Raw genomic sequence first — 21,706 nt, forward strand, 5'->3', positions numbered from 1 at the left:
AGCTGGTTTTAGCTTATAAATTAAAATCTAATTTTATATTAAAACTATATAATATTTCCAAAGGAAAGAAGATGAATATAGTTTTAAAAACACGAGAAAAAAAAGATGATGAAATAGAAATTATCTTACTTAAAAACACAGAAAAACTACCTACAAAAACGAAAACAATACTAAGAAATATAAATTTTAAAAGCTCAAATTTTAATACATATTTTGAGACAAGTTCAAAAAAACTTTTTGTATATATAAAAGAAAAAGATAGTGAGTCTATAAAAATAGCAATTAGTAAAGCTGTAAATACTTTGAAAAAATACACTTCTTTTTATATTGATATAAACTTTTTAAAAAAAGAGTTAAAAATAGAAGATTTAGTTCAAGGTTTTATTTTAGGGTCTTATGAGTTTTTAAAATATAAAAAGAAAGAAAAAAGCTTAAAAACACTTTGTATCAATATAAAAAATTCACAAGAGAATAAAACTAATCTAGAAAATAGATTAAAAGATAGTTTAAAACTATGTCAAAGCGTAAATTTTGTAAGAGATATAGTTAATACACCTGCTCAAGACTTTTATCCTAAAAGCATGGCAAAAGAAGCTTTAGAATTAGCAAAGAAAGCTAATATGAGTTGTAAGGTATATGGTGAGGATTATATGCAAGAAAACTCTTTAAATGCCATGTATGCTGTAGGAAAAGCATCAATACATGAGAGTCAGCTAATACATCTAAGCTACAAACCATGTAATCCCGCAAGTACGAGGACAAAAAAAGCAAAAGCTAAGATAGTTTTAGTTGGTAAGGGTGTTACTTATGATACAGGAGGTTTGAGTCTTAAAAGAGGTGATGGCATGGTTTCTATGAAGATTGATAAAGCAGGAGCTATATCAATTTTAGGAGTTATGAAGTATTTAAGCCAATCAAATTTAGATATTGAAGTTCATGCTATTTTAGGAGCAGTTGAGAATATGATAGACTCAAATGCTTATAAACCTGATGATGTGATTAAAATAGGAAATAAAACTGTTGAGATTACAAATACTGATGCTGAAGGTAGACTCGTTCTTGCTGATTGTTTAGTTTATGCTCAAAAAAACATAAATGATATAGATTATATTTTTGATTTAGCAACACTTACTGGTTCTAGTATAGGAGCATTTGGTGGATATACTAGTGCTGTATTAGGACACAGCCAAAAACTAAAAAAACAAATATCAAAAGCTTCAAGTAAAAGTGGTGAGCTAGTTGGTTTTATGCCTTATAATATTTATATGCAAGATATTTTAAAAAGTGGTGTTGCTGATATTTTAAACTCAAGTGCTAATAAAAATGGTGCAGCAATTATTGGAAGTATGTTTTTAGATAATTTTATTGATAAAAAATATAAAAAGAAATGGCTACACTTTGATATAGCAGGGCCTTCATATAGAAAGACTACATGGGGATATAATCCTTATGGTGCAACAGGTGCAGGAGTTAGACTTGTAGTTGAGTTTTTAAAGCAATTAAGTGTGAAGAATCAATAATTTATTGATTCTCATACTTAGGGTATAGATTTATAATACTTCTTTCAAACTCTTCTTTAAACATAGAATAATCTTGAAGTTCTTTAGGATGTTCTTTCTCTAAAATCTCAAAAGTATCAAGACCTTCATTTACTGCATTTTTTAAAGTGCTATGTAAATATTTTAAATAAAAGATATTCTCATCTATTACTTTTTTATCATATGATACTTTTCCATGTCCTGCAACTAAAATTTTAAAATCAATTGTTTTTAGTTTTTCTAAAGCTTTTATCCAATCTTGAAGATTTGCATGGGGAGTTGCTAATGCTCTTTTGTTGAAAATTAAATCAGAAGCATAAACTATTTTTGTTTTTTCATCATAAATAACTACATCACTTTTTGTATGACCATTTAGATATAAAATCTTTAGTTTATATCTATCTAAAATAAGCTCTTTTTCTTCAAGTAAACTATTTGGAACTTTAACCTTAGTAGTATAAGCAGCTTTTCCAATTAGATTTACCATATTGCTTATATATAATTCACCATTGTTTTTTATATCTTCTTTTGTATAGTCTGTTGCAAAGATTTTGGCATCTTTAAAAGCATAGTTGCCTAAAAAATGATCTGGATGATGATGAGTATTAAAAATAAACTTTATAGGTTTATTTGTAATTTTTCTTATTTGCTCTTTTAACTGTTTTGCATAAGCAACACTTGAACCTGTATCTATTAATATTACAGAATTTTTAGTGATTATAAAAGCAGTATTTGCTATATCTCCACCATTTTCTTTGGAAAAATACTCTTCTTTCCCATATACATAATAGCTATTCTCATTTAGTTTTATGGCTTTGATTTTGTAGTCAAAGTCATTTGCAAAACTAAAAATAAAAGCTGTGATGATTAATAGTAAAATCTTCATCACAGTTCCATTTCAAAATCATTTCCATCATTATCTAGAAAGTTTATTTTATATGATTTACTATTGTCTTTTACTTCAAAAATAAATCTAGGATTTTCACTAATAGCAGAACTAGTTTTTATAGTTGAAATAAGTTCATTATCATTCTTTATAGTAATAGTGTTTATGTAAAATTCAACATTTCCAAATATTAGACCAGTTTCCATAGGATGGAAAATAGAAGCTTTAATTCTATTTCTATCTTTCTTTTCAAAGATTTTACCTTTGGTTTTACCTAAAAATTTTGCAAAATCACTATTAGTAGAGGCTTGACTTGAAACATCACAACCTCCACCATTACTTCTTATATTTTTACTTCCAACATGCCAAATACCTTTGCTATCTAATACTAAGGCTCTAAGAGGGGTTTCTTGAGCTACTTTAATATTTGTTGAAATCACAGGAAGGATTTTTGTTGTTTGCATATCTACAACTCTAGGAATTGGGTTTAAATCTGCAAATAAAATCATTCTTTTGGCATCTTTTATTTTTGAGGCATTTACATAAATAGGAACTTGTACAGGGTTATCTGCAAATTTTGGAACTTTGATTTGTATATTTTCATCATCAAAAACATACTTTTCATCACCTATTATTTGTTTTATTAAATCTCCAAAAGTAGGAGATTCAATAGGGTTTTTAGCAAAAAGACTTGTACTTATTAAAAAAGTAGAAATAAAAAGAAGTAATAATTTCATAATAAATCCTTATTGAGTTTTTGAAATTGGAGGCATATATTCAAGCCCATATTTTTCAAATATTTTTTTGATAGTTCCGTTAACATAAGCTTTATGAAGTACTCCATCTATATGATAACTAAGAGGTCTATACATACTAGAAACTGCTGTAGCTAAATCCCAATGTGATTTTACATTTGGTAGAGCTTCACTTATAAAGTATTTGTCTTTATTATTCTTATAATCTAAAAGATATTCAAGCTGTGATTTTAAACCAGCAATTGCATCAATTTTTCTATTTTTAAAATCATTTATAGCTTTATCAAATTTAAAATAGTGTTTAACATTTTTACTAATTAAACCTCTTGCAAAACCAGTTATATGTGTATCAGGTAGAGTATCTAACTCAACACCAATAGTATGATATGCAAAAGTTGCTAATGTTTCAAATTCATCAATTATATCTTTATGTGTTGCAATAACCCATTTTTCACTTTGGTAAGGTCCTTTGATTGTAACCATTTCATTTTCAAGTTCACCTGTTGATTTATCTCTCATTCTTAAATAATCATAATCATAAGGAATTCTAAACATAACATCTGCTTTTGTTTTATGTACTAGATTACCTTTCCAAATTGTATTTCTTAAATCATCAGCTAAGTTTTCATCAGAACCTGTAACATACCAAATAGGTTTTACATTAAGAGATTTTGCAATAATCTTTCCAAGTTCTATATCAATACCTTTTAGCTCTCCATTCTCTTCGTAAGAGTAAGGGGGAAAGTTCTCATAAACAGCTAGTACAATATTTCCACTCTCCTGAATATGTTCAATACTTCTAGCATTTGCAAATAAACTTACTAAAACTATTAATACTGTTGATTTAAGTAGGTTCATTTCTTACTCTTTTGGTAAAGATAAGATATATGTTCTAATAGCCCACATAGCTTCTTGGTTTAATACACCTTCAAATGGAGGCATGTAAACATTACCATTTCTAACAGCACCGTTTCTTGCTCTTTCCATAAACCACTCATCACCATCAAAACCAGCTTCTAAAGCTCTTAAGTCAGGAGCAATACCACCTGAAACTGCATTTAAACCGTGACATCTTGCACAGTTTTCACCATATGCATATTCACCAATTTCTACAGCTTTTTTATTATCTGTTTTATATGGATTTTCATCTAACCACTCTTCACCTAATGGCTCTAAACCTTTTGTATCAACTTCTTGGGGAGTAACACTTCCATGTCCAAATGCAAACACTGCTGAAAATAATGCAGCTAATCCTAATTTTTGTATTTTATTCATTTTTCTTCCTTTTGTATATTTTAGATTTTGAAATTATAAACACTTTTTATAGCCTGATTATAGCGATTAAAAATAGGGCTTTTTTCGCTAAATTCATGCTATAAAACTCCTATACAATACTTGATATTTAAGCTTTGGAGAAAAAATACATGATTAAATTTTTAGTAACACTACTAATAACAATAATAAGTATTATAAACGTTAATGCAGAAGATAAGTTAAAAGTAGGTGTTTTAGCCTATGGAACAGTTAACTGGGAACTTGATGTAATCAAACATAATAAACTTGATAAAAAGTATGGATTTGATTTAGAAGTTTTAAAACTCGCTTCAAAAAATGCTTCCTCTGTAGCAATGCAAGCAGATTCTGTAGATATGATAGTTACTGATTGGCTTTGGGTAAATACTCAAAGGGCAAATGGAAAAGATTTTACTTTTTATCCATATTCAAAGGCAACAGGTACAATATACACAAAACAAAATGCTAAAACACTTTTAGATTTAAAAGGTGAAAAGCTTGGAGTTGCAGGTGGACCTTATGATAAGAGTTGGTTACTTTTAAGAGCATACAGTAAATATAAGCATGGAAAAGATTTGAAAGATTTGATAACTCCTGTATTTGCAAGTCCAGTTATCTTATATAAAAAGATATTAGATGGTTCTTTAAATAGTGCTATTAATTTTTGGCATTTCAATGCAAAGTTAAAAGCTAAAGATGCAAAAGCCTTGATTGAAATGAGTGATGTTTTAAAGGATTTAGGTGTAAAAGAAGATATTTCATTAATTGGATGGACATTTAGAAGAGATGTTGCTTTAAAAAATAAAAAGCTTTATAACTCATTTATAAAAGCTAGTCATGAGGCAAAAGATATTCTTTTATCAAGTAGTAAAGAGTGGGATAGAATAAGACCTCTTATGAAAGCAAAAGATGAAAAAGTTTTTCTATCATTAAAAGAAGGATTTAAACAAGGAATTATAAAAGAATTTTCATCTAAAAATATTGAAGATTCAAAAAAAGTATTTGAAATACTTTTAAAAGAGGGTGGGAAAAATCTAGTTTCAAATGCTAAAAGTTTAGATGAAAAAACTTTTTGGAATTTCCAAAAATAAAAAGAATTAAAAGTGTCAAGTAAAAATATCAGAATCATATCTGTAATAACTTTTTTAGGTATTTGGGAAATAGCAGCTTTTTTTATAGGAAGCTCAAGCTTTCCATCTATTAGTCAAATATCAATAAGTTTATATGAACATACCTTTAATTCAGACTTACTTTATAATTTAGGGATCACTTTATATAGAGTATTTGTTTGTTTTTTTGTAGTTATGTTACTTGGTATTGTTTTTGGTATTTTAATGGGAGTATCTAAAAAAATAGATGATATTTTTGATTTTATTTTAATTCTTGGATTAAATATTCCAGCATTAGTAACAATAGTTATTTGCTATATTTGGTTTGGACTTACAGATTTTGCTGCAATTTTAGCTGTAATATTAAATAAACTTCCTATTGTAATAGTAAATGTAAGAGAAGGTACTAAGGCAATTGATAGAAAATATATGCAATTAGCAAAAGTATATAAAGTATCAAAAAAAGAGACTTTCTTTAAAGTTTTTTTACCACAAATATATCCTTATATTATGGCTTCTACAAGACTTTGTTTATCTTTAATTTGGAAGATTGTATTAGTTGTTGAACTTCTTGGAAGAAGTGATGGAATAGGTTTTAAGATTTCAATGTTCTTTCAATTTTTTGATATTACTTCAATATTAGCTTATTCATTTGCTTTTGTTTTAGTAATACTTTTAATTGAAAAACTATTTTTAAAACCAATAGATTCATATATCAATAAATGGAAATAGCATGTTAGAAATTTGTATTGAAAACAAAAGTTATAAAGAAAAAACTGTTTTAAAAGATATAAATATAAGTCTAAAAAAAAGTGAGTTTATATCTATAATAGGTCCATCTGGTTGTGGTAAAACAACACTTTTAAATATTTTGGCATCACTAGATGATGATTACATTGGAGAGCTTAAAAAAGATAGTGATGAAATATCTTTTATGTTTCAAGATGATAGATTAATACCATGGCTAAGTATAAAAGAAAATCTTTTATTGATTTCAAAAAACAAAGATGAAAATAAAATAAAAGAGTTTTTAAAGCTGATTAATTTAGAAGAAGTTTTAGATTTTTATCCTAACTCTTTATCTGGTGGCATGAAAAGAAGAGTAGCTTTAATAAGAGCTTTTATAAATGAACCTAAGCTTATATTTTTAGATGAACCTTTTATTTCACTGGATTATCCAACAGCTATGCAGTTAAAAGAGGAATTTTTGAAATTGTGTGAAAAATTTAATCCAAAAGTTGTTTTAGTAACTCATGATTTAAGTGAAGCAATATATTTTTCAAATAGGATTTTCTTTTTATCAAAAAATCCAGCAACTATAATCTTAGAGTTTGAAAACAATAAAAACAGAAAATCCAATCAACGAAGAGTTGATGAGGTAAAAAATGAGATATTTGAAAAATATCCAAATATATTAAAAGGAGAAATATGAAAAAAATAGTTTTAAGTTTAATGCTAGCTCTTGCAGTATTTGCAAGTGAAAGTAAAATGCAAATTTTTCAACCTATGACAAGTACATGTCCAAAATCTTGGTTAGATGATATGAAAAAGATAGCCAAGGAAGTTGAAATAGTTCAAATGGTAAATGTAAAAGGTTTAAAATATAGTGTAGGTGTTCCAAGGGAAGTTCAATCATGTAATACAACAATCTTTAAAGATTATGTATTTGAGGGAAATGTTCCAGCAAAAGCTATAAAAGAGTTCTTTAAAAGTGTCCCAAAAGATTCAATGGGGCTTTCTTTACCCTCTTATGAAAATGATAAAGAAGTAAAAACAGTATATTTACTTTTAGATAATGGCACTTACAAAGAGTTTGGGAAATATTAATCCAAACTCTTTAATATTAGATTTTTTAACTTTTCATTTACTTCTTTAAAAATCTTATCATCAAAATTTAATTTATGATACTTTTTATAAGATATAAAAACTTCATTTTTAACTTCATAAATAGAGATACCTAAAGGACAATAAGTAATATTTGAAGGGTTTTCTTGAATCATTTTCAAAGTAAAGCTACTTTTACACATAAGTAGATTTATACCATTTGTTAAAACAGCTTTTTGCTTTAAAGCTTTGGCTACATTTGATGTAGATTTTGCAAGATTTAGTTCATGGACTATTATAAAACCTTGAAAACTAATTTCATCTTTTAGATTTACTAATACTTCTTGAAAACTTTCACTTTCTACCTTAACACTAAAAAGATTTTCATTTTCTATGATTTTATAGTTTGCACTCAAAGTACAAACCATAAAACAAAAAAGTATTAGCTTTTTCATTACTTTTTACACTCCATTTCAAATGGTGCTATACCTAAAGTATCAAGGTCTGTTTGAGGATGTAAGAATCCAACTTGTGGTGATGTTGAAACTAATGCTCTTGGTTGAACAAGTGCTACAGGCATTCTTAATTGACCGTTAAACTCTCTAAAAGTAAGTTTTCTTCCTTTGTATGCTGCTAGTTCAAACTCTTTTGAGTAGATATATTTTATATTTGTTTGTAAATCAGCTGTTTTTGTATGAGTTAAAGCATTTACTATTGTTCTAATCGCAACCCAGTTTGAATAATCAGTAGATTGCATCCATCTTTTTGCAAACTTTTCAAATCTACTTTGCATTTGTGCAGCTCCCCAAGCTTCAATAACTTTATGCCATGTAACTGGTGTTAAACCTTGTGTTCCAGCAACTGGTCTTGGAAGCCAAGTGTTAAAATACATAAACTCACCAAAATCTCCATAATAATCAGCCAATAATATTAAGTCATAATTCTTAGCTTGTGTAAATACAGGAAATTCACTACTGGCTTTTCTTCTAATATCACTATTATTATCCCAAACTTTTTCTTCTACTATATTTGCAGCAAACTTTTTAATAGATCTTTTAATATCTTCTTTAATAAGTAAGTCTTTTTTATGTTCACCACTAATTAAAAAGATGTCTTTAAAGTCTCTTTTTACTAAAAATTGCACTAATCCATCATATAGCATAGCATTACTTGCTATTGTATGTAAAAGATTATCTTGACAATAGTTTTTTCTAAGATGTGAGTTTTGACTTTTTGCATTAATAAACAGAGTCTTTGATGCAAGTTTATTTGCTAAAAGTTCTTTTAATAAATCATCTTCTACATTTAAAATAACATAGCTATTCTTATCATTTATAAACTTCTCATATGTACTTATAAGCTCTTCTTTTTTGTAAGAAATAGCTTCTACTAGGTTATATTTTTGGTTTAAGAATCTAGCACTTTTATTGCTATCCCTTACGGCTACTTGGGCACCTTTTAAACCTAAATCATCAGGCTCTTCTATAACATTTGATAATACTGGTGGCTTTTTGATTTTTTGCTCTAGGTATAAAATATTTACTTCTAGTATATTTGCATTTAGAAAAGTTGCAAATATAAGTAATAATGGTAATAGTCTCATAGATTTTCCTTCTTAATTTTTTAAGAGTATACATAAGATTTATAGCCTAAGTTTAGCAAAAAACTGTTGCTAAACTCAGGCTATAATTATTCATTACAATGTCGAAACTTAAAATTTAGGAGAAAAAATGAAAAGATTTTTAACAGTTGCAATTATGTTAATTTTAACAGCTGAGTTTGCTTTCGCAAATATAAAGGGCTTATTACATTCAAGAACAACTTTAGAGCCTATTACAATTGGTGCAGGTAAAACTTTAGCAGATAAACCTTATAATTTAAAAGCAGGTAAATACTATAAGTTAGTATTAAAAAGTGATGGTTCAAGAGAAGTTCCTATTGTAGGTCCTGAATTTTTTAGAAATATCTGGGTTAATCAAGTATCTATTAATGATATTGAAGTAAGACCATTAGGAATTGATAGTTTTGAGTTTGATGATGAGGGTGAGATTGAACTTACTTTTATACCTATCAAACCGGGAACTTATACTTTAGGTCTTCCATCAGCTAAAAGCGATAGAGAAAGAGCTACTTTTATCGTAAAATAAATAATATATCTTATGGTATAAAGCAGTTTTTGCTTTATACCAATACTTCTCTAAATTCTTTTCTTCTTGCAAAAAAACTTTGCTAAACTCAGGCTATAAATATGATATACAATGCTTTTATTAAATTAAGGAGAAGAGATTATGAAAAGATTACTACTAGCATCTGCATTATTATCAACAAGTTTATTAGCAGATACTATTTTTGTTTCAAATGAGAAAGATAATACAATTACAGTTATAGATTCAAATACAGATAAAGTTATAAAAACTTATGAGGTTGGTCAAAGACCAAGAGGTATTTTATTAACAAATGATTATTCAAAACTATATGTATGTGCAAGTGATGATGATACTGTTCAAGCTATGGATACAAAAACTGGAGAGATTTTATACAGTCTTCCATCAGGTGAAGACCCTGAACAGTTTGCTCTACATCCAGATGGAAAAGAACTATACATATCAAATGAAGATGACGGTATTGTAACAGTTGTAGATGTTCAAAAAAAAGATGTTGTAGCTCAAATAGAAGTTGGTATTGAGCCTGAGGGAATGGCAGTAAGTCCAGATGGATCAATAGCTATTAATACATCTGAAACATCAAACTTTTTACATTGGATTGATACAAAAACAAAAAAGATTGTTCATAATACTTTAGTAGATCAAAGACCAAGACATATTGAGTTCACGAAAAGTGGTGATAAGATTTGGGCATCAAGTGAAATTGGTGGAACTGTAATGGTTATTGATACAAAAACAAAAGAACCTCTTTCAAAAATCTCTTTTAAAATTCCTGGAATTTTTAAAGATTTAATTCAACCAGTAGGAATTAAACTAACAAGTGATGGTAAATATGCTTTTGTAGCTTTAGGCCCTTCAAATCACGTAGCTGTAATTGATGCAAAAACATATAAAGTAATCAAATACTTATTAGTTGGAAGTAGAGTTTGGATGCTTGATTTTGCTAATAATGAAAAGAAACTTTATACTACAAATGGTGTAAGTGGTGATGTTTCTGTTATTGATGTAGAATCTTTAAAAGTTAAGAAAACTATTAAAGTTGGAAGATACCCTTGGGGCTTAGCAGTAATTCCAAGTAAATAATCATGGAAAAAAATATTCTAGAATTAAAAGATGTAGATTTTTCTTATGGAAGTAAAAAGGTATTAAATAATATATCTTTTAGTATAAAGCAGGGCAGTTTTTCTGTTCTGCTTGGACTAAATGGAGCTGGAAAATCTACAGTATTTTCACTAGTTACAAGACTTCTAAAACTTGAAGTTGGAACTATAAATATAAATCAACATTCAATAAAAAACTACTCAAAATCCTTAAAAGATATTGGTATTGTTTTCCAAGAACCAACTTTAGATTTAGACTTAACTGTACGACAAAATCTTTATTACTATGGCTCACTTAAGGGTTTAAATTTTAAAGATACTATTGAGTCTGTAAAAAATGAAATCCTTAGACTTGAACTTCAAGACTCACTAGATATTACTGCTAGAAAACTAAATGGTGGTCATAGAAGAAGAGTTGAAATTTTAAGAGCTTTAATAAATAAACCAAAGCTTTTACTTTTAGATGAGCCTACAGTTGGGCTTGATTTAAAAAGTAGATTTGATATTTTAGATTATGTAAGAGACTTAGTAAAAAGAGAAAAATTAAGTGTTTTATGGATTACTCATCTTTTTGATGAAGTAAAAGAAGATGATGATATATCTTTTATCAAAAAAGGTGAGATTATAGAGTGTGGAATTGTAAAAGATATAGTTAAAAAATATCAAAAAGATAACTTGGTTGATACCTTCAATCAAATAGTAAGGTAAAAGATGAATATTTATATAAATTGTATGAAAGGAATTATCTATAAAGAGTTAATTCGATTTGTAAAGCAAAAAAGTAGATTTTTTTCAGCATTAGTGCGACCTTTATTATGGCTATTTATCTTTTCTGTGGGATTTAAAACTGCCTTAGGTTTAGCAATTGCTCCACCTTATGAAACATATATTACTTATGAAACATATATAGTTCCTGGACTTGTTGGTATGGTTTTACTTTTTAATGGTATGCAAAGTAGCCTTACAATGATATTTGATAGAGAAATGGGAAGTATGAAGATTTTATTATCATCATATATAAATAGAAACTATTTGCTTTTTTGTAAGATGTTTGCAACAGCAATTGTATCAACAATACAAGCTATAACATTTTTACTTATTGCAAAAGTCTATGGAGTTGATATATCTTTTTTAGCTATTTTGGCAACTATTCCAATTATTATAATCTCATCAATAATCTTAAATGCTTTTGCTTTATTTATTTCATCAGTAATTAAACAATTAGAGAATTTTGCTACTGTTATGAACTTTGTAATTTTTCCGATGTTCTTTTTAAGTAGTGCCTTATATCCTTTATGGAAAATAAAAGATTCCTCACTTATTTTATTTAACATATCATCTTATAATCCATTTACTTACATAGTTGAATCAATAAGATTTAGTTTGTATCTAAAAATAGACACAAACTCCTTAGTAATTGTATTGATTTCTTTAGTTGTTACCCTACTAATGGCCTTTATAGGTTTTAAATCAAAAAAAGTAAATAATAGCTAAACTGAGGCTATATTTCTTATGTATACTTCTTTTCAGACAAATTTTTCAGGTTTGTTATCAAAATTAAGAAGGAGAGAAGATGAATAAGAATAGATTGCTAACTAGTGCAGTTGCCGTTACACTAGCTGCACTAATTAGTGGATGTGCTATGTCTAACAACACGGGAAATAATAGCATAACAAAAGTTACAAAACCATCATTTGCACCAGTTACATATGATGAAATCGTAAATGATGCAAAAACACCTGGTGATGTAGTTAGTTATGGTTTAGGGCCAAAAGGTCAAAGATACTCAACATTAACTCAAATCAATAAAGATACTATTAAAGATTTAGTTCCTGTATGGAACTTTAGTTTTGGTGGGGAAAAACAAAGAGGACAAGAGTCTCAACCTGTAGTTAAAGATGGAGTTATGTATGTAACTGCTTCTTACTCTAGACTTTTTGCTATTGATGTTTTAACTGGTGAAGAGTTATGGCAATATGATGCAAGACTTCCTGATGCAATTTTACCTTGTTGTGATGTAATTAACAGAGGTGCTGCATTATATGGTGATTTAGTTATTTTTGGAACACTTGATGCAAAACTAGTTGCTCTTGATAGAAAGACTGGTAAAGTTAAATGGAAAAAAAGAATTGCTAAGTATAAAGATGGATACTCATTTACAGCTGCTCCACTTATTGTAAAAGATATGTTAATCACTGGTGTATCTGGTGGTGAATTTGGTGTTGTTGGTAAAGTAGAGGCTAGAAACCCAAATACAGGTAAACTTTTATGGACTAGACCAATGGTTGAAGGACATATGGGATACTTAAATGGTAAAGAAAATGGTATTACTGGTACTTTAAATGCTACTTGGGAAGGTGATACTTGGAAACATGGTGGTGGTGCTCCATGGAATGGTGTAACTTACGATCCTGAAACAGACTTAATTTATGTTCCAACTGGAAACCCTGCACCTTGGAATTCTCACTTAAGAAAAGGTGATAATTTATACACTGCTTCAAGAGTTGCTGTAAATCCTGATACTGGTAAAGTTGTATGGCATTACCAAACTACTCCTAATGATGGATGGGATTATGATGGTATGGCAGAATTTATACCATTTGATTACAAAGATGAAAATGGAAATGTTGTAAAAGCAGGTGCTACTGCTGATAAAAATGGATTCTTCTATGTTTTAGATAGAGTTAATGGTAAATATATCAGATCTACTCCTTTTGTTGATAAAATTACATGGGCTAAAGGAATTGATGAAAACGGTAGACCAATTGTAAATGAAGATAACAGACCTGGAGCTCCTGTAAATGGGAAAAAAGGTAAATCTGTATTCTCAGTACCTTCATTCTTAGGTGGTAAAAACTGGAATCCAATGGCATACTCGCAAAAAACTGGATTATTTTATGTTCCTGCAAATGAGTGGGGAATGGATATTTGGAATCAACCTGTTTCTTATAAAAAAGGTGCAGCATACTTAGGTGCTGGATTTACAATTAAACCTATTTATGAAGATCACATTGGTGCTATCAAAGCTGTTGATCCTGTAACTGGAAAAATTAAGTGGATTTATAAAAACAAAGCACCATTATGGGGTGGAGTTTTAACTACTGCTGGTGGTTTAGTAATTACAGGTAATCCAGAAGGTAAACTTTTAGCATTAGATGATGAGACTGGTAAAGAGTTATATTCATTTAATGTTGGATCTGGAATCGTTTCTTCTCCTATTACTTGGGAGCAAAATGGTGAGCAATATATAGCTGTAGTATCTGGTTGGGGTGGAGCCGTTCCTTTATGGGGTGGTGAAGTTGCAAAAGCTGTTAAGCTTTTAAACCAAGGTGGTTCAGTTCACGTGTTTAAATTACATAAGTAGTTTGAACACAAAAATCTTACAAAGGAGGTAATTGTTATGAAATGGGAAACACCTATGTTTGTAGATAATAGATTTGGTTTTGAAGTAACAATGTATATTTGTAACGAGTAGAACCTAAGTTTGAGTAAACTAGCTTTTAGCTAGTTTGCTCTTTTTATAATTAAGTCTAGACTAGACTTAATTATAAAAAGAGTTAAGGGTACAATTATGAGAATAGAAGTTTTAGGATCAGGAGCAGGTGGAGGACTTCCTCAGTTTAACTGTAACTGCGATAACTGTAAGGGTTATAGAGAAGGTAAAGAAACTATCAAAAGAAGAACACAAAGTTCTATTACTATAAGTGAAGATGGTGAAAACTGGGTTTTATTTAACACTTCACCAGATATTTTAGAGCAAATTCATAATTCCCCTTTTTTGCATCCAACTAAAAAAAGAGAAACAAAAATAAAAGCTATTGTTTTCAATGATGCACAAATTGACCATACAACAGGTCTACTTATGTTAAGAGAGGGATGTCCTCATCAAATTTACTGTACAAAAGAGGTAAATGAAGAGCTAAATACATCATTTCCTATTATGAAGATGCTAAAACATTGGGATGGTGGTGGAACTGCTTGGCATGAGATTTTACCAGATTCAACTACAAAATTTGAAATTCCTGTAATGCCTAGTTATGAATTTTACGCACATGCTTTAATCTCAAATGCACCTCCATATTCAGCCCATAGAGATCAACCTAGAAAAGGTGACAATATAGGAATTACAGTTGTAAATAAAAATACTGGAAAAAGACTATTTTATTTACCAGGACTTGGTGTTATGGAAGACCATGTTTTTGAAGAAATGAAAAATGCAGATGTTCTTTTAATTGAAGGAACATTATGGACAAATGATGAAATGATAAAAGGAAATTTCTCAAATAAACTAGGAACTGATATGGGACATATTCCATTAAGTGGGGAACAAGGACTTATTAAAGTTTTAGATAGCTTGGAAAAACCAAGAAAAATACTAATTCATATCAATAATACAAATCCTATTTTAGATGAGAGTAATGATGAGTATAAAGAGCTTATTTCACATGGAATTGAAGTTTCTTATGATGGTATGAGTATAGAAATATAATAAAGGAGAGAATATTATGACTAAAAAAATTGACCAACTACTTTCAAAAGATGAGTTTGAAAAAAAATTAAGAGCTATGGGTAGAATGTACCATATTCATCATCCCTTTCATATTAGAATGTATAAAGGTGAATGTACAAAAGAAGAGATTCAAGGATGGGTAGCAAATAGATTTTATTATCAAACAGCTATTCCTATTAAAGATGCTGCAATCATGTCAAATAATCCTCCTTTGGAAGATAGAAGAAAGTGGATAGATAGAATTATTGACCATGATAGTGTTGGTGGAGGAATTGAAGCTTGGCTTGAATTAGGTGAAGCAGTTGGATTAAATAAAGAGGATTTAATCTCTCATAAATATGTTTTACCATCTGTTAAGTTTGCAGTTGAAGCATATATAAATTTTGCGAAACAAAGACCTTGGAAAGAGGCTGCTATGTCATCTTTAACTGAAATGTTTGCTCCTGAAATTCACCAACAAAGACTTAATACTTGGCCTGATAATTATCCTTGGATTGAACCAAAAGGTTTAAGATATTTCCAAAAAAGATTAAGTGAAGCAAGAAGAGATGTTCAACATGGATTATCATTAACTTTAGAAGAGTTTAATACAGTTGAACTTCAAGACAAAGCTTGTGAAATATTACAATTTAAATTAGATATTTTATGGACAATGTGTGATGCTTTATATTTAGCATACGAATTAAAACAACCTCCATACTTTAATATTGAAGGGGTAGAAGATGAACAAAGAAAAATTAATTGTAGTGAATAATCACTTTCAATTACAGTTTGAAAAAGCACAAGACTGTTTTGTATTATTATATCCTGAGGGTATGGTTCAATTAAATCAAAGTGCTGGTGAAATAATGAACCAATGTGATGGAACAAAAAGTTTTAATCAAATAGTAGAAACTTTAGAAAAAAAGTTTGAAATGTCTGGATTAGAAAAAGATATAGAAGCCTTTTTTAATGAAGCATTTGAAAGAAAGTGGGTGCAATATGTCGATTAATAATAATGAGAGATTAGATATAAAACCACCTCTTTGGGTACTTTTAGAGTTAACTCATAAGTGTCCTTTGGAATGTTCATACTGTTACAATCAACTTGATTTTGTAAACACAAAAGATGCTATGAGCAAAGATGATTGGTTTAGAGTGATGGATGAATCAAGAGAGCTTGGAGCTGTTCAACTTGGTATTTCAGGTGGAGAGCCTTTACTAAATAAAGATATAGTTGATATTGTTCAAAGAGCAAATGATTTGAAATTTTATACTAATCTTATTACATCAGGAGTTGGTGCTCCAAAAGGAATAGTAAAAAAACTAAAAGATGCAGGTCTTAAAACTGTTCAGTTAGGTATTCAATCACATGATGAAAATACTATGACTTTAATTACAAACAACAAAAATTCATATAAAGAAAAAATGGTTTTTGCTAAAGAAGTAAAAGATGCAGGACTTCAACTAATTGTAAATACTTGTATTACAAGACAAAATATTCATCAAGTAGGTGATATTATTGAGTTTGCTCAAAGTTTAGATGCCGATTATTTAGAAATTGCTAATATTCAATACTATGGATGGGCATTAAAAAATATAAATGCACTACTTCCTTCTCAAGAACAATTAAATGAAGCAAAAGCTAAAGTAAATGAGTATAGACAAAAAGATGATGCAATGAAAGTATTTTTAGTTGTACCTGATTATTTTGCCGAAAGACCAAAAGCTTGTATGAATGGATGGGGTAGTACTTTTTTAACTATAAACCCTGATGGTGTCGCACTTCCTTGTAATACAGCAAATACTTTACCTTTGGATTTTCCAAATGTTAAAGAAAACTCTATAAAAGAAGTTTGGTATGACTCAAAAGCCTTTAATTATTTTAGAGGTGATAGCTGGATGAAAGAACCATGTCGTACTTGTGATGAAAGAGACAAAGACTTTGGCGGTTGTAGATGCCAAGCCTTTGCCCTAACAGGAGAGATGAATGCTGCTGATCCTGTGTGTTCAAAGTCACCTGATCATGCAGTTGTTACGCAAAAAATCCAAGATAGTATAACTTATAGTGATCAAAAGATTTTTTACAGAAATAGAAAAAATTCTATTTCATTTTCTGAAGTTAGATAGGAATAAACCTATCTTCTTCTTTTTTTTCTAGTTTTTGAAATTCTTTTTGTATTAATTTTGAAATTGTATGTTAGATACTTTTTTATCATATATTCAGATAAATCATACATCTCATCCAAACTTGTCTTAACTTTCCAAGTTGGAATATTATCTTTTTGAGATATATTTTTCTTTACTGCTATATTATTTTCATTATAGATATTTAGTATCTTCTCAATAGGGAAGCTTTCAATGAACGTATATGAACAAAAAGATTTTTCGAACTCTTTTTTATAACTGTATATCAAACTAAAAGCAAGTAATTCAGGAATCCAATACGAACCTTTCTTTAGTTGGGAAGAAAAGATTGAGGTTAGGAATTTATAATAAGCCCTCATTGGTTCTAAATTTGTTGATATTTTTTTAAGTGTCGAAGACTTATTTTGGTTCTGGAAAACATATGAAAGTGTTTGGCTTGTTACTATATTATTGTCTAAATAATTTTTTAGATTTTTTACATTTTCATGAATAAACTTCGTTTCATTTTCATCTTTTGGTAATTGCATTTTTTTGTAATCACTTAAAAGATGATGAACAATAATTAGTAGTGTATCTAATTTTAATTTTTGTAAATTTATAGATTCACATTGCTGTAAAACTAAATTCATTTGTTTATTTAAGTCCATAATTTTCTTCCTAAAATACTTACTTATATTTGAATTGCAGTTATTGTATGAAAATAAAAGAAATAATTCTTCTTTTTAAGTGCTACTAAAATTGTTTATTAGTGCTAATTTTATATTTGTTTTGTGCTATAATTATTGTTATGAAAAAACAAACACTTCAAAAAAGAACAAAAATAGCAAATGATATAATGTTTTATATTTATACTCATATTGAAACAAACATCGATATAGAGGAACTTAGCATTGATTTGAATGTAAGTAAATTCCATATGCACAGAATTTTCAAAGAAGCATTTGGAAAAAATATTTATGAGAGTATTAAATCAATTAGATTACAAAAAGCATCTAATTTACTTCTTACAAATAAGTATTCAACAATATCAGAAATTGCAAATGAGTGTGGATACTCTTCTCAATCATCTTTTATAAAAACTTTTAAAGAAAGGTTTGAGATGACTCCAAAACAGTGGAAAAAAGGTGGATATAAAGAATACTCAAATAATATCTTACAACAATCTCCAAAAGCTATGGAGTCAAAGGCAGACTTTAATGAAATAACACCAACTATTGTAAAAATGCCTTTTAGAAAAGCATACTATATTAGAAATAGGGGTTATAATATAAATATAAAACAGACTTGGCAGAAAATGCAAGTTTGGAGACTAACAAATGATATAAATGAATATAAAGAAATCGCACTTTTTCATGATAATCCTTCAATTACTCCTTTAAATGATTGTCAATATATTGCTTGTATTGAAACAAATGAAGATGAAGAACTTAAAAGTGATAGACTTCCTGATTTTAAAATAGCTGATGGGGTTTATGCGAGATTTGATTTACAAGGGATTCATGGGGATGTGTTAAAATTTACACATTGGGTTTATCATGAGTGGCTTCCTAGAAGTGAGTTTGAAACAACAACCAAACCATCATATGTTGAATATAGAAAAAACAACTTTTTAAGTGATGATAATGAGTTTGATTTAAGCTTTTATGTATCTATAAAATTTTAGATTAGAGGTTAGTTTGGTCTTTCAACCATATAACCACTTCCTCTAATGTTTTTAATAAAGTCTTCTTTTAAAACTTTTTTTACTCTATTTACTTCTGCTCTTATAGTTGCATTATCTATAAAATCATCATTCCATACATAAGTTCTAAACATATCATATTGTACAACTAAACTTCTATTATGAGCTAGTAGTTCTATAATTTGAAGTTGTCTTTTAGGTAGTATATGCGGTTCATTATTAAAGTATAAAGTCATAGTCTCAGCATCAAAACTATAATTCTTTGATAATCTTTTGTGTTTTTGTGGAGCAATATTTGTTTTTAGAATTTTATTTATTCTAAGTGTTAGCTCTCTTAAATGGAAAGGTTTTTTTAGATAATCATGACAACCTATATTAAAGGCTCTATCTATATCTTCTATATCAATAAGTGCTGATATAAATATAGTAGGTATCATTCTTTTATTTTCATGTAATTGTTCTAAAACACTTAATCCATCAATATTTGGTACATTTATATCAAGTATTAATAAATCAAACTTTTCATTTTCTAAAATATTTAAGCACTCATCACCTTTTGTAGTACTAGTAATAGAGTGACCAGTTGATGTTAAATATTCTGTAATCATCTCATTTAACATAATATCATCTTCTAAAAGTAATATTTTCATTTCTCAATTCCTTTAAATGTATAAGTAAATGAAGACCAGTTTTCACCAGATTCTAGTTTTATTCCAACATTTTCTTCACTACAAATTCTTTTTACAAGATTTAGTCCTAGACCAAAACCATCTTTAGATTCTTCTTCTCTATAATACTCTTCAAAAATTTTTTGAGGTTCTAGTATTTGAACTGAATGACTCTCAATTATGAAATCACACTCACTATTTCTGTAAACTAATTTTACAGTTATAGTTTCGTTTGGTAATGTATATTTAATTGCATTTGTAAGATTATTATCAACTATTCTTTGAAGTTTAATCTCATTAAAATTTATTTTTATTTCATCTAAATTATGAATAAACTTTAGTTTAGATTTAAATTTTAAAGCTGTTTGAGTAAAAAACTCAATTCTACTTCTAACAAAATCTACTAAATTTATTTCATGTGTTGCTTTATTTACTTGATCTTTTTTTACTAAGTAACTTAAATCATCATAAATACTAAAAACATTTTTCATTGCAACTTCAATATTAGATAAATATTTATTTTTTCCATGCTCAATTTCATACATATCAATATTCCCCATTATTATTGATAAAGGAGTATTTGTTTCATGAATTGTATATTTTAAAAATTGTTTTTGCGACTCAACTAAATTTTGAGTATATTTATTTCCTTCTTCTAACTTTTTTGATTGATTACTATAATCTTTTGAAGATTGTTCAATTAGATGAGTTAAAGCCTGTAAACTTCTTGCTTGTTCACTTATATCGTCATTATCATTTTTTTCTTCAATCTCTTTTTCATCATAAGTTATCTCACTGTTTTCACTAAGTCCTACAACTGTTAGTGTTTGATTTAATAACTCATTGTGTCCTTCATTATGATAAAACTCTCCATAGGTAAAAAACCCAGAAGTATTTGCAATCTCTGAAAAAGGCTTTATCTCGATATCAATTAAATCTGGAATATATCTTCTTCTTGCCATGCAAGTATAGATAAAAAATGACTCAACACCTGTTACAGAACACTTATTAAATAAAGACTGTAATGGATTGTTCATTATAAGCTCAACATTACCAAATCCTAACTTTACAATATCCCCTTTATTTAAATTACCTGCAAAGCTTAAGCTTCCATCATCATGTTTTTGAATTACGGCTCTAGCTACGGGTATTCCATTTTTTTGTACAATCAAAGGAAACTCTATTCCTGTTGCAGGTAGTGCTTTTGCAACATATTCACCAAGATACTTTTCATAGAAAGCTAAAGGTGATAAACCTGAGATTTTATAAACTCTATTATCTTTAACTTCTTGTATCTCATGGTTTATTCCTATTGGTGACCAATTAAAGTTATAGGCATTACAGATTTTTAGTTCTTTTGAATTTAAAGATACAGCAACAGCACCTTTTGTGATAATTTTATCTTGACATAAAATAAATGTTTCTTTAAAGGTTGCATTATCAGCTGCCATTCCACCACTTACAACTACTTTACTATTAATAGAGCTTATACCTTTTAAAAACTCTTCCCCATTTGTAGTTTCACCATCAGTAAATGTAATAAGTAGTTTTGTATCTTCAGTGCATAACTGTTTTGCTATTTCTTGGCCATTTGTATAAGAGTTGTCATTTTGTACATAGGCTACTTTTAAATGAGTTTTTTCAAATACAGATATAGATATTACTGTTTTCTTTGTAGAAATATTTGCATTATCTATCTCACCATCAGTTGAAGAGCCAATACAAATAGCTTGTGGAAGCTCTTTTTTTAATTTATTTAGAATATTTTTCATGATCACTTTTGATTGACCACAAAAAATCTGTATTAATATGTTTTTTTCTTTTTTTAAAGTATTAAAATCTATTAACAGTTCTAAAGATTCATCTTTGATTGTATAGTTAAATGTTTTCATAAAAAAATTGTAGCAAATAAATTAAAAAAAACAAAGAAAAAAAAGACAATAGAAGCACCAATTTTAGGGATTTTGTGTCAAAAAACTACATTGCTATATTCAAGCTATACTTAGGCTAAATTCACGCTATATTTCTCGTGTAAACTTTCATCAAGCAG

General features: G+C 28.4%; 25 protein-coding genes. 16 read left to right on the plus strand and 9 right to left on the minus strand.

Annotated elements, in window-relative coordinates:
* Window positions 1–71 precede the first annotated feature (71 nt).
* Window positions 72–1,520: a leucyl aminopeptidase gene (locus NJU99_RS02490; RefSeq protein ID WP_254577159.1), complete on the plus strand. Its 1,449-nt coding sequence runs from the start codon at window positions 72–74 to the stop codon at window positions 1,518–1,520.
* Between the two features lies 1 nt (window position 1,521).
* Here NJU99_RS02490 and NJU99_RS02495 read toward each other — a convergent pair whose 3' ends face one another.
* From NJU99_RS02495 to pedF, 4 genes are read right to left on the minus strand one after another with little or no spacing between them, the layout of a single operon-like run.
* On the minus strand, window positions 1,522–2,424 hold the full coding sequence (locus NJU99_RS02495) for a quinoprotein relay system zinc metallohydrolase 1 (RefSeq protein WP_254577160.1): 903 nt from the start codon (window positions 2,422–2,424) through the stop codon (window positions 1,522–1,524).
* Window positions 2,424–3,161 carry a quinoprotein dehydrogenase-associated SoxYZ-like carrier gene (locus NJU99_RS02500; protein WP_254577161.1) on the minus strand — a complete coding sequence of 246 codons (738 nt, stop codon included), beginning with the start codon at window positions 3,159–3,161 and terminating at the stop codon, window positions 2,424–2,426. Before NJU99_RS02500 ends, NJU99_RS02495 begins: the two co-directional genes overlap by 1 nt.
* 9 nt (window positions 3,162–3,170) lie before the next feature.
* Window positions 3,171–4,037 (minus strand): substrate-binding periplasmic protein, encoded by an 867-nt coding sequence (locus NJU99_RS02505; protein ID WP_254577162.1) that lies wholly within the window; start codon window positions 4,035–4,037, stop codon window positions 3,171–3,173.
* 3 nt (window positions 4,038–4,040) lie between these two features.
* Window positions 4,041–4,454: a cytochrome c-550 PedF gene (gene pedF / locus NJU99_RS02510; protein WP_254577163.1), complete on the minus strand. Its 414-nt coding sequence runs from the start codon at window positions 4,452–4,454 to the stop codon at window positions 4,041–4,043.
* 149 nt (window positions 4,455–4,603) lie between these two features.
* Here pedF and NJU99_RS02515 point away from each other — a divergent pair, with 149 nt between their 5' ends.
* From NJU99_RS02515 to NJU99_RS02530, 4 genes are read left to right on the plus strand one after another with little or no spacing between them, the layout of a single operon-like run.
* Window positions 4,604–5,563 (plus strand): ABC transporter substrate-binding protein, encoded by a 960-nt coding sequence (locus NJU99_RS02515; protein WP_254577164.1) that lies wholly within the window; start codon window positions 4,604–4,606, stop codon window positions 5,561–5,563.
* Window positions 5,564–5,575: 12 nt separating this feature from the next.
* A complete protein-coding gene (locus tag NJU99_RS02520; protein WP_254577165.1) occupies window positions 5,576–6,313 on the plus strand; it encodes an ABC transporter permease in 738 nt (245 codons plus the stop codon).
* A 1-nt stretch (window position 6,314) separates the two neighbouring features.
* Window positions 6,315–7,013, plus strand: a complete 699-nt coding sequence (locus tag NJU99_RS02525) for an ABC transporter ATP-binding protein (RefSeq protein WP_254577166.1) — start codon at window positions 6,315–6,317, stop codon at window positions 7,011–7,013.
* Entirely contained in the window at window positions 7,010–7,408 is a 399-nt protein-coding gene (locus tag NJU99_RS02530) for a DUF411 domain-containing protein (protein ID WP_254577167.1), read from the plus strand. Before NJU99_RS02525 ends, NJU99_RS02530 begins: the two co-directional genes overlap by 4 nt.
* On the opposite strand, the gene NJU99_RS02535 is transcribed toward NJU99_RS02530, so the two are convergent.
* Both NJU99_RS02535 and NJU99_RS02540 read right to left on the minus strand, forming a co-directional pair.
* Entirely contained in the window at window positions 7,405–7,860 is a 456-nt protein-coding gene (locus NJU99_RS02535) for a DUF302 domain-containing protein (protein WP_254577168.1), read from the minus strand. The two genes, NJU99_RS02530 and NJU99_RS02535, sit on opposite strands and share 4 nt — an antisense overlap.
* Window positions 7,860–9,008 (minus strand): type 1 periplasmic-binding domain-containing protein, encoded by a 1,149-nt coding sequence (locus NJU99_RS02540; protein WP_254577169.1) that lies wholly within the window; start codon window positions 9,006–9,008, stop codon window positions 7,860–7,862. Before NJU99_RS02540 ends, NJU99_RS02535 begins: the two co-directional genes overlap by 1 nt.
* Before the next feature lie 127 nt (window positions 9,009–9,135).
* On the opposite strand from NJU99_RS02540, the gene NJU99_RS02545 reads away from it, so the two are divergent.
* The 10 genes from NJU99_RS02545 (at window position 9,136) to pqqE (ending at window position 17,289) form a co-directional block, all read left to right on the plus strand.
* Window positions 9,136–9,552 carry a cupredoxin domain-containing protein gene (locus NJU99_RS02545; protein ID WP_254577170.1) on the plus strand — a complete coding sequence of 139 codons (417 nt, stop codon included), beginning with the start codon at window positions 9,136–9,138 and terminating at the stop codon, window positions 9,550–9,552.
* Between the two features lie 141 nt (window positions 9,553–9,693).
* On the plus strand, window positions 9,694–10,653 hold the full coding sequence (locus NJU99_RS02550) for a PQQ-dependent catabolism-associated beta-propeller protein (RefSeq protein ID WP_254577171.1): 960 nt from the start codon (window positions 9,694–9,696) through the stop codon (window positions 10,651–10,653).
* 2 nt (window positions 10,654–10,655) lie between these two features.
* Window positions 10,656–11,378 carry an ATP-binding cassette domain-containing protein gene (locus NJU99_RS02555; RefSeq protein ID WP_254577172.1) on the plus strand — a complete coding sequence of 241 codons (723 nt, stop codon included), beginning with the start codon at window positions 10,656–10,658 and terminating at the stop codon, window positions 11,376–11,378.
* 3 nt (window positions 11,379–11,381) lie between these two features.
* The gene (locus NJU99_RS02560) at window positions 11,382–12,164 is read left to right on the plus strand and encodes an ABC transporter permease (RefSeq protein WP_254577173.1); all 783 of its coding nucleotides are present in this window, start codon (window positions 11,382–11,384) and stop codon (window positions 12,162–12,164) included.
* Between the two features lie 79 nt (window positions 12,165–12,243).
* Window positions 12,244–14,034: a PQQ-dependent methanol/ethanol family dehydrogenase gene (locus NJU99_RS02565; RefSeq protein WP_254577174.1), complete on the plus strand. Its 1,791-nt coding sequence runs from the start codon at window positions 12,244–12,246 to the stop codon at window positions 14,032–14,034.
* 36 nt (window positions 14,035–14,070) lie between these two features.
* A complete protein-coding gene (gene pqqA / locus NJU99_RS14985) occupies window positions 14,071–14,145 on the plus strand; it encodes a pyrroloquinoline quinone precursor peptide PqqA (RefSeq protein WP_404307570.1) in 75 nt (24 codons plus the stop codon).
* A 96-nt stretch (window positions 14,146–14,241) separates the two neighbouring features.
* Window positions 14,242–15,159, plus strand: coding sequence for a pyrroloquinoline quinone biosynthesis protein PqqB (gene pqqB / locus NJU99_RS02570; protein WP_254577175.1), 918 nt, complete (start codon window positions 14,242–14,244; stop codon window positions 15,157–15,159).
* Window positions 15,160–15,175: 16 nt separating this feature from the next.
* The gene (gene pqqC, locus NJU99_RS02575; protein ID WP_254577176.1) at window positions 15,176–15,934 is read left to right on the plus strand and encodes a pyrroloquinoline-quinone synthase PqqC; all 759 of its coding nucleotides are present in this window, start codon (window positions 15,176–15,178) and stop codon (window positions 15,932–15,934) included.
* Complete coding sequence (pqqD, locus tag NJU99_RS02580; protein ID WP_254577177.1) at window positions 15,903–16,172, plus strand: pyrroloquinoline quinone biosynthesis peptide chaperone PqqD; 270 nt, start codon at window positions 15,903–15,905, stop codon at window positions 16,170–16,172. Before pqqC ends, pqqD begins: the two co-directional genes overlap by 32 nt.
* A complete protein-coding gene (gene pqqE / locus NJU99_RS02585; RefSeq protein ID WP_254577178.1) occupies window positions 16,162–17,289 on the plus strand; it encodes a pyrroloquinoline quinone biosynthesis protein PqqE in 1,128 nt (375 codons plus the stop codon). Before pqqD ends, pqqE begins: the two co-directional genes overlap by 11 nt.
* A gap of 8 nt (window positions 17,290–17,297) precedes the next feature.
* Here the strand turns inward: pqqE and NJU99_RS02590 are convergent, their stop codons facing one another.
* Window positions 17,298–17,954, minus strand: a complete 657-nt coding sequence (locus NJU99_RS02590) for a hypothetical protein (RefSeq protein ID WP_254577179.1) — start codon at window positions 17,952–17,954, stop codon at window positions 17,298–17,300.
* A 140-nt stretch (window positions 17,955–18,094) separates the two neighbouring features.
* Here NJU99_RS02590 and NJU99_RS02595 point away from each other — a divergent pair, with 140 nt between their 5' ends.
* On the plus strand, window positions 18,095–18,970 hold the full coding sequence (locus tag NJU99_RS02595; protein ID WP_254577180.1) for an AraC family transcriptional regulator: 876 nt from the start codon (window positions 18,095–18,097) through the stop codon (window positions 18,968–18,970).
* A gap of 8 nt (window positions 18,971–18,978) precedes the next feature.
* Here NJU99_RS02595 and NJU99_RS02600 read toward each other — a convergent pair whose 3' ends face one another.
* Both NJU99_RS02600 and NJU99_RS02605 read right to left on the minus strand, forming a co-directional pair.
* Window positions 18,979–19,638, minus strand: a complete 660-nt coding sequence (locus NJU99_RS02600; protein ID WP_254577181.1) for a response regulator transcription factor — start codon at window positions 19,636–19,638, stop codon at window positions 18,979–18,981.
* Window positions 19,635–21,548 carry an FIST N-terminal domain-containing protein gene (locus tag NJU99_RS02605; RefSeq protein ID WP_254577182.1) on the minus strand — a complete coding sequence of 638 codons (1,914 nt, stop codon included), beginning with the start codon at window positions 21,546–21,548 and terminating at the stop codon, window positions 19,635–19,637. The genes NJU99_RS02600 and NJU99_RS02605 overlap by 4 nt, the downstream gene beginning before the upstream one ends.
* Window positions 21,549–21,706: the final 158 nt, after the last annotated feature.

Origin of the sequence: Arcobacter roscoffensis, from assembly GCF_024267655.1 — a bacterium.
GTDB lineage: Bacteria > Campylobacterota > Campylobacteria > Campylobacterales > Arcobacteraceae > Arcobacter_B > Arcobacter_B roscoffensis.

Coding starts and splice junctions, on each gene's coding strand:
- NJU99_RS02550 (WP_254577171.1), top strand. CDS start 9,694: ATGAAAAGATTACTACTAGCATCTGCATTATTATCAACAAGTTTATTA.
- NJU99_RS02525 (WP_254577166.1), top strand. CDS start 6,315: ATGTTAGAAATTTGTATTGAAAACAAAAGTTATAAAGAAAAAACTGTT.
- NJU99_RS02490 (WP_254577159.1), top strand. CDS start 72: ATGAATATAGTTTTAAAAACACGAGAAAAAAAAGATGATGAAATAGAA.
- NJU99_RS02515 (WP_254577164.1), top strand. CDS start 4,604: ATGATTAAATTTTTAGTAACACTACTAATAACAATAATAAGTATTATA.
- NJU99_RS02565 (WP_254577174.1), top strand. CDS start 12,244: ATGAATAAGAATAGATTGCTAACTAGTGCAGTTGCCGTTACACTAGCT.
- pqqD (WP_254577177.1), top strand. CDS start 15,903: ATGAACAAAGAAAAATTAATTGTAGTGAATAATCACTTTCAATTACAG.
- NJU99_RS02600 (WP_254577181.1), bottom strand. CDS start 19,638: ATGAAAATATTACTTTTAGAAGATGATATTATGTTAAATGAGATGATT.
- NJU99_RS02590 (WP_254577179.1), bottom strand. CDS start 17,954: ATGGACTTAAATAAACAAATGAATTTAGTTTTACAGCAATGTGAATCT.
- NJU99_RS02555 (WP_254577172.1), top strand. CDS start 10,656: ATGGAAAAAAATATTCTAGAATTAAAAGATGTAGATTTTTCTTATGGA.
- NJU99_RS02560 (WP_254577173.1), top strand. CDS start 11,382: ATGAATATTTATATAAATTGTATGAAAGGAATTATCTATAAAGAGTTA.
- pedF (WP_254577163.1), bottom strand. CDS start 4,454: ATGAATAAAATACAAAAATTAGGATTAGCTGCATTATTTTCAGCAGTG.
- pqqE (WP_254577178.1), top strand. CDS start 16,162: ATGTCGATTAATAATAATGAGAGATTAGATATAAAACCACCTCTTTGG.
- NJU99_RS02545 (WP_254577170.1), top strand. CDS start 9,136: ATGAAAAGATTTTTAACAGTTGCAATTATGTTAATTTTAACAGCTGAG.
- NJU99_RS02540 (WP_254577169.1), bottom strand. CDS start 9,008: ATGAGACTATTACCATTATTACTTATATTTGCAACTTTTCTAAATGCA.
- NJU99_RS02535 (WP_254577168.1), bottom strand. CDS start 7,860: ATGAAAAAGCTAATACTTTTTTGTTTTATGGTTTGTACTTTGAGTGCA.
- NJU99_RS02605 (WP_254577182.1), bottom strand. CDS start 21,548: ATGAAAACATTTAACTATACAATCAAAGATGAATCTTTAGAACTGTTA.
- pqqC (WP_254577176.1), top strand. CDS start 15,176: ATGACTAAAAAAATTGACCAACTACTTTCAAAAGATGAGTTTGAAAAA.
- NJU99_RS02500 (WP_254577161.1), bottom strand. CDS start 3,161: ATGAAATTATTACTTCTTTTTATTTCTACTTTTTTAATAAGTACAAGT.
- pqqB (WP_254577175.1), top strand. CDS start 14,242: ATGAGAATAGAAGTTTTAGGATCAGGAGCAGGTGGAGGACTTCCTCAG.
- NJU99_RS02495 (WP_254577160.1), bottom strand. CDS start 2,424: ATGAAGATTTTACTATTAATCATCACAGCTTTTATTTTTAGTTTTGCA.
- NJU99_RS02505 (WP_254577162.1), bottom strand. CDS start 4,037: ATGAACCTACTTAAATCAACAGTATTAATAGTTTTAGTAAGTTTATTT.
- NJU99_RS02530 (WP_254577167.1), top strand. CDS start 7,010: ATGAAAAAAATAGTTTTAAGTTTAATGCTAGCTCTTGCAGTATTTGCA.
- NJU99_RS02595 (WP_254577180.1), top strand. CDS start 18,095: ATGAAAAAACAAACACTTCAAAAAAGAACAAAAATAGCAAATGATATA.